Source organism: Collimonas sp. (assembly GCF_044339385.1).
Taxonomy (GTDB): Bacteria; Pseudomonadota; Gammaproteobacteria; order Burkholderiales; family Burkholderiaceae_D; genus Collimonas.
Window position 1 is genome coordinate 25,601 of the sequence record NZ_JBIIVN010000002.1, and the last position, 17,514, is coordinate 43,114.

The 17,514-nt window shown below is 56.8% G+C and carries 16 protein-coding genes; 14 read left to right on the forward strand and 2 right to left on the reverse strand.

Going from position 1 to position 17,514, the window contains the following annotated elements; translation table 11 throughout:
- The first annotated feature begins 18 nt into the window (after positions 1 to 18).
- The 8 genes from ACIQ0R_RS00350 (at position 19) to ACIQ0R_RS00385 (ending at position 6,370) form a co-directional block, all read left to right on the forward strand.
- Positions 19 to 321: a hypothetical protein gene (locus tag ACIQ0R_RS00350; protein ID WP_395822556.1), complete on the forward strand. Its 303-nt coding sequence runs from the start codon at positions 19 to 21 to the stop codon at positions 319 to 321.
- Positions 305 to 1,429, forward strand: coding sequence for a septal ring lytic transglycosylase RlpA family protein (locus ACIQ0R_RS00355; RefSeq protein WP_395822558.1), 1,125 nt, complete (start codon positions 305 to 307; stop codon positions 1,427 to 1,429). Before ACIQ0R_RS00350 ends, ACIQ0R_RS00355 begins: the two co-directional genes overlap by 17 nt.
- A gap of 182 nt (positions 1,430 to 1,611) precedes the next feature.
- Positions 1,612 to 1,797, forward strand: coding sequence for a hypothetical protein (locus ACIQ0R_RS00360; RefSeq protein ID WP_395822560.1), 186 nt, complete (start codon positions 1,612 to 1,614; stop codon positions 1,795 to 1,797).
- Positions 1,798 to 1,996: 199 nt separating this feature from the next.
- Entirely contained in the window at positions 1,997 to 2,842 is an 846-nt protein-coding gene (phnC, locus tag ACIQ0R_RS00365) for a phosphonate ABC transporter ATP-binding protein (RefSeq protein ID WP_395822562.1), read from the forward strand.
- Positions 2,843 to 2,933: 91 nt separating this feature from the next.
- Positions 2,934 to 3,908: a phosphonate ABC transporter substrate-binding protein gene (gene phnD / locus ACIQ0R_RS00370; RefSeq protein WP_395822564.1), complete on the forward strand. Its 975-nt coding sequence runs from the start codon at positions 2,934 to 2,936 to the stop codon at positions 3,906 to 3,908.
- Positions 3,909 to 3,935: 27 nt separating this feature from the next.
- Positions 3,936 to 4,730 carry a phosphonate ABC transporter, permease protein PhnE gene (phnE, locus tag ACIQ0R_RS00375; RefSeq protein WP_395822566.1) on the forward strand — a complete coding sequence of 265 codons (795 nt, stop codon included), beginning with the start codon at positions 3,936 to 3,938 and terminating at the stop codon, positions 4,728 to 4,730.
- Positions 4,731 to 4,866: 136 nt separating this feature from the next.
- Positions 4,867 to 5,361 carry a GNAT family N-acetyltransferase gene (locus ACIQ0R_RS00380; protein ID WP_395822568.1) on the forward strand — a complete coding sequence of 165 codons (495 nt, stop codon included), beginning with the start codon at positions 4,867 to 4,869 and terminating at the stop codon, positions 5,359 to 5,361.
- 157 nt (positions 5,362 to 5,518) lie between these two features.
- Positions 5,519 to 6,370, forward strand: coding sequence for a D-hexose-6-phosphate mutarotase (locus ACIQ0R_RS00385; RefSeq protein WP_395822570.1), 852 nt, complete (start codon positions 5,519 to 5,521; stop codon positions 6,368 to 6,370).
- Between the two features lie 266 nt (positions 6,371 to 6,636).
- Here the strand turns inward: ACIQ0R_RS00385 and fmt are convergent, their stop codons facing one another.
- Positions 6,637 to 7,593: a methionyl-tRNA formyltransferase gene (gene fmt, locus ACIQ0R_RS00390; protein ID WP_395822572.1), complete on the reverse strand. Its 957-nt coding sequence runs from the start codon at positions 7,591 to 7,593 to the stop codon at positions 6,637 to 6,639.
- A gap of 226 nt (positions 7,594 to 7,819) precedes the next feature.
- Positions 7,820 to 8,350: a peptide deformylase gene (def, locus tag ACIQ0R_RS00395; RefSeq protein ID WP_395822574.1), complete on the reverse strand. Its 531-nt coding sequence runs from the start codon at positions 8,348 to 8,350 to the stop codon at positions 7,820 to 7,822.
- 178 nt (positions 8,351 to 8,528) lie between these two features.
- On the opposite strand from def, the gene ACIQ0R_RS00400 reads away from it, so the two are divergent.
- From ACIQ0R_RS00400 to ACIQ0R_RS00425, 6 genes are all read left to right on the forward strand, one after another.
- Entirely contained in the window at positions 8,529 to 9,602 is a 1,074-nt protein-coding gene (locus tag ACIQ0R_RS00400; protein ID WP_395822576.1) for a LysM peptidoglycan-binding domain-containing protein, read from the forward strand.
- A 56-nt stretch (positions 9,603 to 9,658) separates the two neighbouring features.
- On the forward strand, positions 9,659 to 10,816 hold the full coding sequence (gene dprA, locus ACIQ0R_RS00405) for a DNA-processing protein DprA (RefSeq protein ID WP_395822578.1): 1,158 nt from the start codon (positions 9,659 to 9,661) through the stop codon (positions 10,814 to 10,816).
- A gap of 171 nt (positions 10,817 to 10,987) precedes the next feature.
- A complete protein-coding gene (locus ACIQ0R_RS00410; RefSeq protein WP_395822580.1) occupies positions 10,988 to 11,467 on the forward strand; it encodes a DUF494 family protein in 480 nt (159 codons plus the stop codon).
- A gap of 266 nt (positions 11,468 to 11,733) precedes the next feature.
- A complete protein-coding gene (locus tag ACIQ0R_RS00415; RefSeq protein WP_395822582.1) occupies positions 11,734 to 14,364 on the forward strand; it encodes a DNA topoisomerase III in 2,631 nt (876 codons plus the stop codon).
- 196 nt (positions 14,365 to 14,560) lie between these two features.
- A complete protein-coding gene (locus ACIQ0R_RS00420) occupies positions 14,561 to 15,517 on the forward strand; it encodes a sugar ABC transporter substrate-binding protein (protein ID WP_395822584.1) in 957 nt (318 codons plus the stop codon).
- 256 nt (positions 15,518 to 15,773) lie between these two features.
- On the forward strand, positions 15,774 to 17,414 hold the full coding sequence (locus tag ACIQ0R_RS00425) for a sugar ABC transporter ATP-binding protein (protein ID WP_395822586.1): 1,641 nt from the start codon (positions 15,774 to 15,776) through the stop codon (positions 17,412 to 17,414).
- Positions 17,415 to 17,514: the final 100 nt, after the last annotated feature.

Here is a 17,514-nt window from a genome sequence, read left to right on the forward strand (position 1 = left end):
TGCCGCGCTTGAACTTACATGGCAAGCATACGGTCCATCGATTCAATCATTGCGGTTGCCGCTCATAGTCGCCTAATTGTTGCACCAGCGGTTGCATTAGCGGTTGCATTAGCGGTTGCACCAGCGGTTGCATTAGCGGTTGCATTAGCGGTTGCATTAGCGGTTGCATTAGCGGTTGCATTAGCGGTTGCATCAAATGTTGGATTAACTGTTGGATTAACTGTTGGATTAACTGTTGCATTAATCATCGCGTTAATCGTTGCATTAGTCTTTGGATTAATCATCGAATTGTCAGGGAGGGTGCATGCAATTCAGCCGTAACCGACATCTTTTTAGTCTTGCAGGATATGCAAGTGCGCTACTGCTGTCGCTGATTCTGGTTGGCTGCGGCAGCCCTCCGACAGCGCCTGCCGCAGCCGTTTCACCGGCCAAGACTGCTGCCAGCAACAGCGTCGGCCGCGGGATTCCGGCGTTGCCGCCGGCAGGTTCAGGGCGCGGCGGTTACTACAAGGATGATGGCCCGGGCGACGCGATACCGGAAGGTTTGCTCGATGTGCCGGACGCGATTCCGACCGTCGAACCCTATTCGCGCACCGGCAACAAGCCCTATGTTGTGTTCGGCAAAACCTACACGCCTATCACCGATGACCAGCCTTTCAAGCAGCGCGGCATCGGCAGTTGGTACGGCAAGAAATTCCACAAGCAGAGAACTTCGTCGGGCGAACCGTACGATATGTACAAGATGACGGCCGCGCATCCGACCTTGCCGATTCCGTCATACGCCCGGGTCACCAACCTGAAAACCGGCACCCAGGTGATTGTTCGGATCAATGACCGTGGGCCGTTCCACTCCAGCCGGATCATCGATCTGTCCTACACCGCAGCGCTGAAACTCGGTTACCTCGGCAGCGGCAGTGGCGAACTGGAAGTTGAACGCTTGCTGCCGGCTGACATCATCGCCATGAAAAAACAGTTGCAGAACGGTGCGCCTGCGGCAGCACCGTCGTTGCAGCAGGCCCAGGCCGAGCCGCTTAGAGACAATGGCGGCCCGGCAAGCGTGACGACTGAATCGGTAGATACGCCAGTGCTGAAAGCACAGACGCTGCTGCCCGATCCCGCGTCATCTTCTTTAGCGACGAGCGCCGCGCCGGGTTTGGTATCGACACCGCCATCGAGTCATGGCGGCGCTGCCCTGGCAAGCGGTTTCTACATTCAATTCGGCGCCTATTCCCAGCAAGCCAATGCCGAAGGGGCCCGTAGCCGCCTGATGCAGGATTTATCCGGACTGGTCAACTCCTTCAGCAGCGTTGCTGTCAATGGTCTGTATCGCTTGTATGCCGGGCCCTATGCTAGCCGGGTCGATGCCGACAGCTTGTTGCCGCAAATCCGCCAACGCACTGGGGTTAATCCGATTGTGGTGCAGCGCTAGAGCGCAGTCCCGCCCATCTCCCTGGTGTGGAAAGCGCTTGAGCAGAAGTGAGTAGTCGTTGGTAGTAGTTAGAGTAGCTACTACTAGCCAGTTGCGCCGCGCGTTGCTGTGGCGCATTGGCGTCTTCAATTCCATGCGCTCCGGCTCCGTCCCGGAAAATCGCCTCTGTTCTGGATCGCGTATTGTCATCTGTCATCGGCGCTAACATGCCGCTAGTCATCGGCGCAATGGCCGGCGTCGTCAAGATCCAGTCTTATCGTCTTGCCGATGCCGGCAAAACCATCAAAAAACAGCCCAATCCAGCGCGACTAAAGCGTGCTGCTGAGGCGACGGCGACGGCCCGCGCAACCGCTTTCGGCCAGTTTTGAAGTAACGCACAAAAATAGGCAAAACTGCTTAAATTAGACGCAAAAGAGCATTTTTTAGACGACGTAAGTGACCAAAAAACACACTGTAGATTGTCTACATTTTTTGGTTTGTAACCGAATGGTCATAAAACGTTCATACGCCTGACATATTTGACCGCAATACTTCGCCCATTCGAAAAGCCCATTGGCGGTGTACATCATGGTTGAAATCAAAGGTTTATCTCAGACATTCCGGGGCGGGTTTCGGGCTCTGGATAATGTATCCCTATCGTTTGCTCAAGGCGAAATGGTGGCGCTGATTGGTGCATCCGGTTCTGGAAAATCGACGTTGTTGCGGCATATTTCCGGGTTGATGTCTGCGGACGCGAGCGGCGGCGAAATTACTATCGATGGCAAGCTGGTGCAGAAAGACGGCGTCGTCGACCGCAATATCCGTGCGGTGCGCGCAAACGTCGGTTTCGTGTTCCAGCAGTTCAATCTGGTCGGCCGCTTGCCGGTCCTGACCAATGTCCTCACCGGTGGCTTGTCGCGCATTCCGCTTTGGCGCAGCTGCTTTAAATTGTTTACTGCAGAAGAAAAAGCGCTGGGTCTGGAGGCGCTGGCACGTGTAGGCATCTCCGATCACGCCTACAAACGCGCTTCGGCGCTGTCCGGCGGTCAGCAGCAACGCGCTGCAATCGCCCGCACTATCGTACAAAAAGCTCGCATCGTACTTGCCGACGAACCGATCGCTTCGCTTGATCCGGAATCGGCACGCCGTGTGATGCAAACTCTGGCCGACGTCAATCAGCGCGATGGCAGTACCGTGCTGGTGTCGTTGCACCAGGTCGATGTGGCGCTGCGCTTCTGTCCGCGAACCGTGGCTCTGCACAAGGGCCGCGTGGTATACGACGGTCCTTCCAGCGCGCTCACGGAGCCGATGCTGCGCGAGCTGTACGGTAGTGAGGCAGAAGACATTATCGGCGCCTCCAATACGCTGACTCGTCCTGCCGCAGAAGCAGCGACAACCGTCGACAACATACCGCCGCTGGCGGTTACTGCCTGAACCGAATCAGGCCGGGCAACAAAACAGCTATCGCACTAATACTACCCAACCAATACCACCCAACTCTCATAACAATCAGGAGTTTTAAATCATGTTTGCAAAATTATTTTCCGGTGTGGCCATCGCAATGTTGGCAGTGACTTCCTCCGCCGGATATGCTGATGACGCCAAGGTACTTAACTTCGGCATCATCTCGACCGAGTCGTCTCAGAACCTGAAGCATGACTGGCAGCCCGTGCTGGATGAAATGAGCAAGCGCATCGGCATCAAGGTTAATGGCTTCTTCGCTTCCGACTATGCCGGCATCATCGAAGGTATGCGTTTCGGCAAAGTACAGATGGGCTGGTTTGGCAACAAGTCGGCGATGGAAGCGGTTGACCGTTCCAGCGGCGAAGTGTTTGCACACGTGGTCAATGTGGACGGCACATCCGGTTATTACAGCCTGGTCGGCGTGCAAAAAGATAGCCCATACAAGAGCATCGACGACGTTCTGAAAAACTCCAAGAATCTGACTTTCGGTATCGGAGATCCGAACTCGACTTCCGGTTTCCTGCTGCCGAACTATTACATCTTCGCCAAGAACAATATCGATCCGAAGACCGCGTTCAAAGTAACCCGCACCTCAAATCATGAAGCCAACATCCTGGCAATCGCCAACAAGCAGATCGATTCTGCTGTGTTTGCATCCGATACGATGGATCGCATCGAAGAGCGCCAGCCGGCTGTCGCCAAGGAAGTACGCATCGTTTGGAAATCGCCGCTGATCGTCGCCGATCCGCTGGTATGGCGCAAGGATTTACCGGCCGACACCAAGGCCAAGATCAAGGAATTCTTTGTCACCTATGGCAAGACCGGTCCTAATGCAGCCCAGGAAAAAGCGCAATTGGCCAAGTTGCAGTACAGCGGCTTTGTCGAATCCAATGACGCCCAATTGAACCCGATCCGCCAGCTGGAACTGTTCAAGCAAAAAGGCAAGATTGAATCCGATGCCAACCTGAGCGCTGATGAAAAGAAGTCCAAGCTGGATGAAATCAATCGCAAAATGTCCGACCTGGTCAAATCCTAAGCAATGACAAGTTCTGTACCTGTGAAAATGCCAGCAACTTTTCCTGAGCCGCCCAAGCAGTCGATTGGCCGCACGTTGTGCTGGGCGGTGCTGCTGGCCGCCCTGATCGCGTCCTGGAAAGGCGCCGACATGCGGCCGCTGGAACTGTTGCGCGACGGCGGTAATATGGGCTCCTATGCGGCCAGCTTCTTCCCGCCGGATTTCCATGAATGGCGCACCTACCTGCAGGAGTTGTTGGTGACCGTACAGATCGCGGTCTGGGGCACAGTCCTGGCCGTGGTGTGTGCCGTGCCCTGCGGTCTGCTGGCATCGTCCAACATCATGCCGGCCTGGGGTAACCAACCGGTGCGCCGCCTGATGGATGCGGCGCGCGCCATCAATGAAATGGTGTTCGCGATGCTGTTCGTGGTCGCGGTAGGATTGGGGCCTTTTGCCGGGGTGCTGGCGTTGTTTGTGGCAACCACGGGGACTTTATCGAAACTGTTTTCGGAAGCGGTCGAAGCCATCGATCCGCAACCGGTCGAAGGAATCCGGGCTACCGGCGCCAACGCGCTGGAAGAAATCGTCTACGGCGTGTTGCCGCAAGTGATGCCGCTCTGGATTTCCTACGTGCTGTATCGTTTCGAAGCCAATGTCCGTTCAGCGACGGTGGTCGGTATGGTCGGTATGGTCGGTGCTGGCGGTATCGGCGTGATTCTGTGGGAAGTGATCCGCAGTTTCGAATACGCTCAAACTTGTACCACACTGATCATGATCATGATCGTGGTTGCGGTTGGCCTGATCGATCTGGTGTCGTCGCGTTTGCGCAAGCTGTTTATTTAATCAAGTTTCATTACGGATTCCCGTTGATGGCGCATCGCTTGCGAGGTATCGCAAGTTGATAGCGCCATTTTTTTGTGTGTCGGATTTTCGTGATGATCTGTGTTTTCTGCCGCATTCCGACATGGAGTAAAGGCGTATGACTTCCCCCGCTTCCATCGATTCATCAGCGCACGTAACCATAGAGGTGCGCCAGGCGACTCTTAACGATGCCGAAACCCTGGTGGCGCTGCTGGCCGAAATGGACGACGAACCGACGCGCAACACGACCCTGGATGCCGACGGCGCTCGCCAGATCATGGAGAAGATGGGCGCCTATCCGGATTTCCGGGCCTATCTGGTCTTTGCCGATGGCATTGCAGTTGGCACCTTCAGTATCCTGGTATTTTGCAGCCTGACCCACGAAGGAACGCAGCAAGCGGTGCTAGACGCCGTCGTCATTAGCCGCGCTCGTCGCGGCCAAGGCATCGGGAGCGTGATGCTCGATCACGCGTTGCGGATTGCCGGTGAGGCCGGTTGCTACAAAATTGCGCTGTCGTCTAACCTGAAACGCATGGACGCTCACCGTTTTTACGAGAATTTTGGCTTCAGGCAGCATGGCATCAGCTTGGCAATTGCGCTGCCCAAGGGGTGAAAATCATGCCGATAGTGGCGCTACAGGAGTGCAACAGGGCTTCAACAGCAGGCCGATGGCGGCCTGATGACAGGCCAAGCCCAGATCAATGCCGCTGAGGCATGGGAGACTCTTGGCGCAGGTGCATAATGTGCGGATCGCCTGAGGAGAAAAAATCTTGTCCAATTCGGAAAATCAACAACCGACCAACGCATTCATCGTCGCCACCGCGGCCGACGGCGCGCAAGTGCAGGTTACCCTGCACGGCGGCCACGTCTGCTCCTGGTGCACGCCGGACGGCGTCGAACGGTTGTTCATGAGTCCGCTGAATAGCTGGCGTAGCGACAGCGCAATTCGCGGCGGTATTCCTGTCATTTTTCCGCAATTCGCCAGCGAGGGGCCATTACCCAAGCACGGTTTGGCTCGTCTCAGTCAGTGGGGTTTGCTGGAATCGTCGCAGCAAGCCGACGGCAGCGGATTACTGCGACTAGGCTTGAGCGAATCTGCGGCAACAAGAAAAATTTTCCCGCAGGCCTTTGCGTTAGAGCTACGCGTTAAGTTCTCTGGTCAGAACCTCAACATTGCGTTGGTAGTGACGAACAACGACGAACAATCCTTCGATTTCACCTGCGCCTTGCATACTTATCTGAATGCGCAGATTGCCGCCACCGCGCTATACGGCCTCAATGGCTATCGCTACCGAGACTCAGCCGACGGGCGCCGCATCAAGCAAGCCGATGAAGAACCATTGCATATCACCAGGGAAGTAGACCGCGTGTATTTTGCGGTCAAGAAGCCGATCATCGCAAGCGGCCGTCAACACAGCATCATCGCAACCCAAGCCGGATTTGCCGATGCGGTGGTCTGGAACCCATGGGAAAACGGCTGCAAAAAAATTGCCGACCTGAAGCTTGATTCCTACCAGCATTTTGTCTGTGTGGAAGCTGCTACCGTCGAGCATCCGATAACGCTGGCGCCGCATGCCAGCTGGCGCGGGTATCAAAATCTGGAGTGCGTGACAGTCGTTTAACGTTAAACCAAATTCACCTCGCCTGCGATCATCCCGGTTCCCGACGTGATCTAATATAAACCTTACTGGGCCGCGCGCATGTGTGACCCTCCTTGCCGCAGTGATGTCCTGAACGTATTCCTTCCGAGTTCGGGACTCAGGGTGTGAAAAATCTGGTAAGGGGATGGGATACTGTCTGATATCGGCGCTGCAATGTAACCTGGTAACGGTCAATCAGATCAGGCAGGCGGCCCGCAAATTTTTCAATTTGAACGGGCCGTATTTGTTCAGTCGAACTGTCCGCCCTGCATCGGAAAAGCCCGTAAAAACTCCGCCGCCGGCAACCGCTTGCCGCCAGGCTTCTGCAATTCGGTGATGTGCAATGCGCCGCTGCCGCAGGCGACGATCAAGCCTTCTTGCGGGTCGGCGCTGATGATGCTTCCGGGCTTGTGCTGAGCATCGTGGGTGGCGACAACTTGTGCCTGCCACAGTTTCAGCGTGGTCCCCGCGAACGTCGCAGCAGCGGCTGGGAACGGATTGAATGCGCGGATTTTTCGCTCCAGCACTTCGGCCGGCAGTGTGAAGTCGAGGGCGGCTTCTTCCTTGCTGATTTTGGCGGCGTAGGTAATGCCTTGCCCGGGTTGCGGCGTGGCTGGCAAATTATTTTGTTCGAGGCGGTGCAGCGCTTCGACGATCATATCGCCGCCAAGCTTTGCCATCTTGTCGTGCAGGGAGGCGGTGGTCTCGCCGGCGCCGATCGGCAATTTTTCAATCAGCAGCATCGCGCCCGTATCCAGCCCCTGATCCATCTGCATGATGGTGATGCCGGTTTCGGTGTCGCCGGCTTCGATCGCCCGATGGATAGGCGCCGCACCGCGCCAGCGCGGCAGCAGCGAGCCGTGGATGTTAAGGCAGCCGTGCGGCGGAATGGTCAGCACGCTGGTCGGCAGGATCAGGCCGTAGGCGGCGACCACCATGACGTCGTGCGGTGTTGCTTGCAACAGCGCGTGCGTCTCCTTGGCAATATCCGGATACTTGCCGTCGAGTCGTAGCGATACCGGTTGCGCCACCGGTATCTGATGTGCCAGTGCGAACTGTTTGACTGGCGATGCCTGCAGTTGCATACCGCGCCCAGCCGGACGATCAGGCTGGGTCAACACCAGCGTGATATCGTGACCGGCATCGTGTAATGCTTGAAAAGCTACGGCGGCGAATTCGGGCGTACCCGCAAAGATAATTTTCATGGTGCGATCATAGCAATTGAGAGGCAGGGTTCAAGGGTCGGCAACGCCTGCTCTGACGATGACAGGCAGAACGGCGAATGAGTTGCTTGGACAATTAATTTTTGTGCAGGCGGTTGTGCAGCCAGCGCTGCAAACTAAAAGCAAAGCATCGCGGGCGTTGAATGTACGAAAGCGCAAGAGTCGGATGGCTGACGATTCTTGCGCTTGTTTCATAATCACAACAGTTTTATCTTGTTGCGTATTGCTTCTCGCGTTTCTGCCCGCGTTCTTCCTTGATCATTTTCGCCTTGATTCGGTTGCGCTTCAGCGGTGACAGGTATTCGACGAATACCTTGCCCTGCAGGTGATCCATTTCGTGTTGGATACAGACCGCCAGCAGGCCGTCGGCATCGATTTCAAACGGCTGACCATCAGCATCCAGAGCACGTACCTTGACGCGTGCCGGACGTTCGACGCCGTCGTAGACGCCGGGTACCGACAAGCAGCCTTCGTCGTAGATTTGTTTTTCTTCGCTGGCCCAGAGGATTTCGGGATTGATGAATACGCGCAGGTCGGTGCCGGTGTCGGAGGTGTCGATGACAATCAGCTGTTCATGGACATCGACTTGCGAAGCGGCTAGGCCGACGCCCGGGGCGTGGTACATGGTTTCGGCCATGTCGGCGATCAATTGTTTGAGGCGGGTGTCAAAAACTGTCACAGGCTTGGCAATTTTGTGCAAGCGAGCGTCAGGGTAGCGCAGGATATTTAATAAAGACATACGAGGGTGCTTAACAAATTAGGCTGTTGGGAACGGGGGTTTCTCTTGCTAGTTGAATCGATTATGGGCAAAATTTGATTCAATATGGCAAGTTTTTTGCTTTGTATCAATCAAAGCCATGGCGGCGAGCCGACAAGGGTATAGGCGCCAATTTAACGCAGTAACCACCGGAAACGATATGAAAAAGTTTAGCACAGCTGCACTCCTTCTTGCTTTATGCGCCGGATTTGGCATGTCGAGTGCGGCTTACGCGCAGGCGGCAGCGCCTAAGCGCTGCGAGTTTTTGGCCAATGCTCCAGATCAGCACGTGGTGGTGCGGGGCGATACGTTGTGGGGAATTTCCGGGCAGTTTCTACAGCATCCTTGGTGCTGGCCGCAAGTCTGGAGTCTGAACCAGGAGCAGATCCGTAATCCGCACTGGATTTATCCTGGGCAGATCGTGTATTTCGACCGCGCTAGCGGTCGCTTGCGCCTGGGCAATGACGCCGGTGGCGAGCCTGGTGTGGTCAAGCTGTCGCCGCAAACGCGGGTGCAGGGTATCGGGCGTGATGCCATCACTGCGATTTCGACCGATGCGATCGGCCCTTTTCTGTCGCAGCCTCTGATTATCGAGGAAGGCGAACTGGCGCATGCGCCGCACATCGTCGCGGTGCAGGACGGGCACTTGAATCTGGGTAAGGGCGACAAGGCCTATGTGCGCGGCGATCTGGGAGATGCCACCGCATTCCAGGTATTTCGTCCTGGCAACGCGCTCAAGGACCCGGTCACCGGCAAAGTCATTGCCAATGAAGCGTTGTACCTCGGCGCGCTCAAGCTCGATCGTAAAGGCCGCACGCCGGATGAGGCGCACACTTTCAGCGTGGTCGACACCAAGGAAGAAATGCAGGTCGGCGACCGTATTATTCCGCGTCCGCTCGAGCCGATCCTGAACTACGTGCCGCATGCGCCGGCCAACAACGTCGACGCCCGTATCGTGTCGATCTACGGCGGCGTCGCCACCGCTGCGCAGAACCAGATCGCAACGATCAATCAGGGCAAGGATGGCAATATCGATATCGGCACCGTGTTGCAACTGTATCGTTTTGGCAAAACCGTTGCCGATCCGTTCGATCGCAACAAGAAGGTCAAGCTGCCCGACGAACAATACGGTACCCTATTCATTTTCCGCGTGTTTAATCATATTTCGTATGGTTTGATCATGGAAGTTCAGAATACGGTCGACATTGGCGATGTTGCCAGGTCGCCGGAGTAACCTTAAAGGTTGGCGCTGTTAATACAGATAATTTTCTTGCCAGCGGCGGGTCAGATTTGACCTGCCGGACTGCTTCAGCGGATGACGCTGAGCTTGCCGCATGGTTGCGTCTGGAGCAGACCGACGGTGTTGGTCCCGATACCGGGCGCCGTCTGCTGGCGGCTTTCGGTTTGCCCTCCAATATTTTTTCCACATCGTTTTCCGCCCTGCAAAAAATCGTCCCAGAGCGGGTTGCCCATGCACTATTGGCATCGCCGTCGGATGCGTTGCTAGCGTTGATCGAACGCACTTTGGCGTGGCAGCAGCAGCCCGGTAATCATTTGTTGACGCTGGCTGACAGCGGCTATCCCCAGGCGCTGCTGGATATCGCCGATCCCCCTCTGATGTTGTACGTAAAGGGGCGCGCCGAACTGTTGGGCCGGCCATCGCTGGCCGTCGTCGGCAGCCGCAATGCCACCGTGCAAGGCATCGCCAATGCCGATCGCTTTGCCGAGACGCTCAGTCAGCGCGGCCTGACCATCATTTCCGGGCTGGCGCTGGGCATTGATGCCGCCGCCCATCAGGGCGGTCTGCGCGGTGTCGCCGGCAATCCAGACGGCGGCAGTACGGTGGCGGTGATCGGCACCGGTGCCGACATCGTCTATCCGGCGCGTAATCGCGAACTGGCGCATCGCATAGCCGAAGCAGGATGCATTATTAGCGAGTATCCACTCGGGATGCCAGGTATCGCCGCCAATTTTCCGCGCCGCAACCGCATTATCTCGGGTCTTTCGAGCGGCGTACTGGTGGTTGAGGCGGCGTTGAAATCGGGGTCGTTGATTACTGCGCGTATGGCAGCAGAGCAGGGGCGCGATGTGTTCGCGATTCCCGGTTCGATTCATTCGCCGCTGGCGAAAGGCTGTCATCAACTTATCAAACAGGGCGCCAAGCTGGTGGAGTCGGCGCAGGATATCCTGGAAGAACTGAGTGTATTGCGCGGCTTGGCGGCCCCGCGGGAAGTGCCGGATGAGCGCGCCGCAGCAGGCAAGCCAGACGTTACCGCCGATGGTGGTCAGAGGCTGCTGGCGGTACTCGGGTATGATCCGGTCAGCCTGGACCTGTTGGCGGCTCGCAGTGGTTGTGATGCGGCAACGTTGAATGCGCAGTTGCTGGCGCTAGAACTGGCAGGTCTGGTTGAGGTTCTGCCAGGTGCAATTTATCGGCGGATCGGCTGATGTGGCAGGATGTTACTGCGATATGCCCCGGATGCAAATTGTCGCTATCGGCAGCGTTGCGTCAATCCTGCGATACGCGACATGCATGTACATACTTGCATATTCGCAACGCAGCGGGCAATCATCTTTCTGTCACTTGTTTTACTCTTACCTTAGCGATACAGTAGATCCATGTTTGAAGTCCTCGTATACCTTTATGAAACTTATTATCGGCCCGACGCCTGTCCTGAACCGGAAGCGTTGGTCAAGAAGCTGTCGGCAATCGGCTTTGAAGAAGACGAGATCGCCAAAGCGCTCGGCTGGCTGACCGATCTGGCTGAAGCCAATCACGAATTCGCCGACAAGTATCCGCAACAGACAGCTTTTTCCTTTGGTATCCGCATCTACGCCCAGCAGGAGATCGACGTGCTGGGCATTCCCGCCATCGGCTTCATCCAGTTTCTGGAATCCGCCAAGATGCTCAACCCGGTCCAGCGCGAGATTGTCATCGAGCGTGCGTTGACTGTCAGCGAGACCCCGGTCCCGCTCGATAAGCTCAAGGTGATCGTACTGATGGTGCTATGGAGTCAAGGAAAGGAGCCGGACGGCCTGATGTTCGATGAACTGTTTATCGACGAAGACGATGATCCGGAGCCGCGCCAGTTACACTAACCCCGCTTGATGCCAGCCATGTCATGTGGATCGGGGCCGGCCGTGCTTGCGATTTTCCCAACAACCCGCTTATCATTGCCCGCAGTTGCCAAGTTGGCCTTGAGGTCCGCTCCGATGTTGATTAAGTTGTTTGCTGATATATTATGGAAAATTTCCAATTTGCAACAATTTCGAACATCAAGCACCGCCTTGAACATGATTAACCCATTGCGAGCACAAGCAAAATAATGCGCTGAAATAATGCGCGCCACTTTCGAGACGATACTATGAGTAAGACCCTCATCATTGCTGAGAAACCTTCTGTCGCGAACGATATCGCGAAGACGCTCGGCGGCTTCACCAAGCACGATGAGTACTTTGAATCCGACGAATACGTCCTGTCATCGGCCGTAGGCCATCTGCTGGAAATCGCGGTTCCTGAAGAATACGACGTCAAGCGCGGCAAATGGACTTTCACTCATCTGCCGATGATTCCGCCGCATTTTGCGCTCAATCCGATCGCCAAGACCGAATCGCGCCTCAAGGTGCTCAACAAACTGATCAAGCGCAAGGATGTCGCCGCCCTGATCAACGCCTGTGACGCCGGGCGCGAAGGCGAGCTGATTTTCCGCCTGATCGCGCAATATACGAAAGCCAGGCAGCCGGTCAAACGCCTGTGGCTGCAATCGATGACGCCGGGCGCGATTCGCGACGGCTTCACCCATCTGCGCGAAGACAAGGACATGCTGCCGCTGGCCGATGCTGCCCGTTGTCGCAGCGAAGCAGACTGGCTGATCGGTATCAACGGCACGCGCGCGATGACCGCCTTCAATTCGAAAGAGGGCGGTTTCTATTTGACCACCGTCGGCCGCGTGCAGACGCCGACCTTGTCCATCGTGGTTGAGCGCGAAGAGAAGATCAAGAAGTTCGTGCCGCGCGATTTCTGGGAAGTGCGCGCCGAGTTCGTTTGCGCGGCTGGTATTTACGAAGGCCGCTGGCTCGATACTGCGCACAAGAAGGATGAGAACGATCCGGAAAAGCGCGCCGAGCGCCTGTGGAGCAAGGCCGCCGCCGAATCGATCGTAGCCGCTTGCCGCGGCAAGATGGGCGCAGTGCGTGAAGAATCGAAGCCGACCACCTCGATGGCGCCGGCGCTGTTCGACCTGACCAGTTTGCAGCGCGAAGCCAACTCGCGCTTCGGCTTCTCCGCCAAGAACACGCTGGGCTTAGCGCAAGCGCTGTATGAGAAGCACAAGGTGCTGACCTATCCGCGTACCGATTCGCGCCATCTGCCGGAAGATTATCTGAACACCGTCAAGCAAACGCTGGAAACGGTCTCCGAGAACAACAATTACCAGCAGTTCGCTGCACAAATTCTGAACAAGGGCTGGGTCAAGCCGAACAAGCGGATCTTCGACAACACCAAGATCAGCGATCACTTTGCGATCATCCCGACCACGCAGGCGCCGAAGAATCTGTCGGAGCCGGAGCAGAAACTGTATGACCTGGTGACGCGCCGCTTCATGGCGGTGTTTTTCCCGGCTGCCGAGTTTCAGGTGACTACCCGCTATACCGAAGTGTCCGGCCATCAGTTCAAGACGGAGGGCAAGGTCATGACGAACCCGGGCTGGCTGGCGATCTACGGCAAGGAAGCCGCCGATGATAAGGACCCGGAAAACAGCGGCACGCTGGTTGCGGTAGCCAAGGATGAGAAGGTCAAGACCGACAAAATCAGTGCCAACGGTCTGGTCACCAAGCCGCCTGCGCGCTATACGGAAGCGACCTTGCTGTCCGCCATGGAAGGTGCCGGCAAGCTGCTCGATGATGGCGAGTTGCGTGAAGCGATGGCCGGCAAGGGCCTCGGCACGCCAGCCACGCGCGCTGCCATCATCGAAGGTTTGCTCAACGAAAAATACCTGCTGCGCGAAGGCCGCGAGATGATGCCTACGGCCAAGGCGTTCCAGTTGATGACCTTGCTGCAAGGCCTTGGCGTCGATGAACTGACCGAGCCGGAACTGACCGGCGAGTGGGAGCACAAGTTGTCGCAGATCGAGCGCGGCACCATCAGCCGTGAAGAGTTCATGCGTGAAATCGCGCAACTGACGCAGGTTATTGTCAAGCGCGCCAAGGAATACGATAACGATACGATCCCTGGCGACTACGCGACCTTGCTGGCGCCGTGCCCGAATTGCGGTAGCGTGGTCAAGGAAAACTACCGTCGTTTCGCCTGCACCAAGTGCGAATTCTCGATGAGCAAGACGCCGGGCAGCCGCCAGTTTGAAATTCCTGAAGTTGAGGAATTGCTGACCAAGCGCACCATCGGCCCGCTGCAAGGCTTCCGCTCGAAGATGGGCCGGCCGTTTGCGGCGATCCTGAAAATCAGCCGCGATGAAGAGATCAACAACTTCAAGCTGGAATTCGATTTCGGTCAGAACGATGGTGAGGGCGAAGATGGCGAGGGTGTCGATTTCAGCGGCCAGACCGCGCTTGGACCATGTCCGAAATGCGCCAGCGGCGTGTATGAAATGGGCTTGGCTTATGTTTGCGAAAAAGCCGTGGCCAAGCCGAAGGCCTGCGATTTTCGTAGCGGTCGTATCATCTTGCAGCAGGAAATTCTGCCGGAGAAAATGGTCAAGCTGCTCAACGATGGCAAGACCGATTTGCTGCCTGGGTTTATTTCGCAACGTACCCGTCGTCCGTTCAAGGCGTTTCTGGTCAAGGGCAAGGATGGCAAGGTGAGCTTCGAGTTTGAAGAGCGCAAAGCCAAGGCTCCCGCCAAGGGCAAGGCTAAGGCCGCAGCCGTCGAGGGCGAAGCCGATGAGGCCGGCGCAGTGGTAGCCAAGAAGCCGGCCGCCACCAAGGCGGTGGCGAAGAAGGCCGCGCCTAAACGGGTGGTCGCCAAGCGCAAAGCTGCATAAGTATTGCTCTTAGGGCAATTGAGGGCCGTTCAGTGTAGACTGAGCGGCTTTTTTTCGCTGTATCTGGTGCTATGATCAACAGAGCGCAAACGTTTGCGCGTTAAAATTGACGGCATGCCGATCCGACGAACATGCCGCGCCCAGTGCGTTTAATAATAATCCCAGTGCGTTTAATAATAATTTCAGGAGACTGTTGATGAATACCCGTATCCGCCTGCGGCTGATGGCCGCCACCGTTCTGGTCTGTGCATTACCGTCGTTGCCGACACTGGCGCAGAGCGCACCGAAACCGAAGGTTGCACTGGTGATGAAGTCGCTCGCCAATGAATTCTTTCTGACCATGGAAAACGGCGCCAAGGCCCACCAAAAGGCGCACGCCGCGCAGTACGACCTGATCGCCAATGGCATCAAGGACGAGCAGGACACCTCGAACCAGATCAAGATCGTCGAGCAGATGATCGTCTCCAAAGTCAACGGTATGGTGATCGCGCCGGCCGATTCGAAGGCGCTGGTGCCGGTCATCAAGAAGGCCATAGATGCCGGCATCATCGTCGTCAATATCGACAACAAGCTGGACGACGACGCCCTCAAGGAAAAGGGTATCGTGGTGCCTTTCGTTAGCCCGGATAACCGCAAGGGTGCCAAACTGGTCGGCGACTATCTGGCCAGGCAGCTCAAGAGCGGCGACAAGGTTGCCATCATCGAAGGCGTTTCTACCACTATCAATGCGCAGCAACGCACGCTGGGCTTCCAGGATGCGATGAAGACGGTCGGTGCCAATGTAGTGTCGGTGCAATCCGGCCAATGGGAACTCGATCCGGGCAACAAGGTAGCCGCTGCGATGTTGAACGCACATCCCGACATCAAGGCCTTGTTGGCCGATAATGACAACATGGCCCTCGGCGCAGTCGCCGCCGTCAAGGCAGCGGGCAAGAGCGGCAAGGTGCTGGTGGTAGGCTACGATAATATCAACGCCATCAAGCCAATGCTCAAGGACGGCCGCGTGCTGGCGACAGCCGACCAGTTCGCTTCGCAGCAAGCGGTGTTCGGCATCGACACCGTATTGAAGGCAATTGCCGACAAGAAGTCGCAAAACAGCCTGGGCGGCACGGTTGAAACCAAAGTTGAGTTGGTGACCAAGGACAGGAAGTAAGACCGCCTGCCGGAAGCGGGCTTAATGTCGCCGCAATGTCGCCGCAATGCCGCTGCAATGCCGCTGCAATGCCGCTGCAATGCCGCTGCAATGTGTCCTTAAGCCCGCTCTGCGCGCATCAGGCGTGACCTGTCAGTTAGTCAGTTATACAGAAAAAGCTGATTTTGGAAAGCCGCACAAGGCGCTCTCGCAGCGCCTTGTGCGGGCCGTACCTCAATGCAGATACAAAACCACGGTCGACCTTGGTGGAGGCTGAATGTCCAATGAATTCAACGCGGCGCACCAGTCCGGCATGCGCACCGCTGCATCCGCAGTTCCCCTGCTGAGTTTGAGCGGAGTCGGCAAGACCTATATCGAACCGGTTTTGAGCGATGTGTCGATCAACATCAGCGCCGGACAGATTCTGGCCTTGACCGGTGAAAACGGCGCTGGCAAAAGCACGCTGTCAAAAATCGTCTGCGGACTGGTGCCAGCGACCACTGGCGGCATGCTGCTCGATGGCCGGCCCTATCGACCGACGTCGCGCAAGGAAGCCGAGCAGCTTGGGATTCGCATGGTGATGCAGGAATTGAACCTGATTCCGACCCTGAGCATCGCCGAAAACCTGTTCCTGAATCAGTTGCCGCAGCGCTTCGGCTGGATCGACAAGCCCAAGCTCGCCGACTTGGCGCGTGCGCAGATGATGAAGGTGGGATTGACCGATATCGATCCTTGGACGGCGGTCGGCGCACTCGGCGTCGGCCACCAGCAGATGGTGGAAATTGCGCGCAACCTGACCGGCAGCTGCCGTCTGCTAGTGCTCGATGAACCGACCGCGATGTTGACCAACCGTGAGGTTGAGTTGTTGTTTGCACAGATTGCGCGGCTACAGTCGGAAGGCGTGGCGATCATCTACATTTCGCATCGGCTGGAAGAACTCAAGCGCGTGGCCGACCGCATCGCCGTGCTGCGCGATGGCCAACTGGTGTGCGATGACGCCATCAGCGGTTACAACGCTGAGGCGCTGGTGCAACTGATGGTCGGCCGCGCTGCCGAATCCGATTTGGATCTGCGCCAGCGCAGTATCGGGGCACCATTGCTACGCGTACGCAATCTGGGACGCGGTACGGTAGTCGCACCTGCCTCCTTCGATTTGCGTGCCGGTGAAATTCTCGGTATTGCCGGATTGATCGGATCGGGCCGCACAGAATTGCTGCGGCTGATTTTCGGTGCCGACCGCGCCGACCAAGGCCACGTGTTCATCAGCGATCAAACCAAGGCGGCAAATATCTCGTCGCCGAAGCATGCGATTGCTGCCGGCATCGCCATGATCACCGAAGACCGCAAGAGTCAGGGACTCTTGCTGCCGCAATCGATCGGTGTCAATACCACGCTGGCCAAGCTATCGTCGGTCAGTAAGTTAGAGGTGCTTGACCGGCATGCGGAAAGCGCAGTGGCAAACGATTACATCAAGCGCCTGCGAATTCGTTCGCGCGATGGCACGCAGGCAGCAGGCGAACTGTCTGGCGGCAACCAGCAGAAGGTGGTGATCGCCCGCTGGCTGTATCGCGATTGTCCGATCATGTTGTTCGACGAGCCGACCCGCGGCATCGACATCGGTGCCAAGTTCGATATCTACAAATTGTTGGCGGAGCTGGCGCGGCAAGGCAAGGGGCTGCTGATCGTCTCCAGCGATCTGCGTGAGCTGATGCTGATCTGCGACCGCATTGCGGTGATGAGCGCCGGTAAGTTGGTCGACAGCTTCGAGCGCGGCCAATGGAGCCAGGAGGCGATCCTGGCAGCGGCATTCAGCGGCTATGTAAATGGTCAGGGCGCTGGCTGCGGCGATGATCACGACGATGACCGCGGCGATGGCAGCGCTACAGCAACACAAGCGCCAAGCGCCAAGAGGGTGTAATTAGTTTTGTGTAAACGGTCATTTGGCAGCACACTGCCACCATAGAGGAAAAAATGACCTACGTAAAACGCACCAAACGGGCCAAGCCCGATCCTGAGTT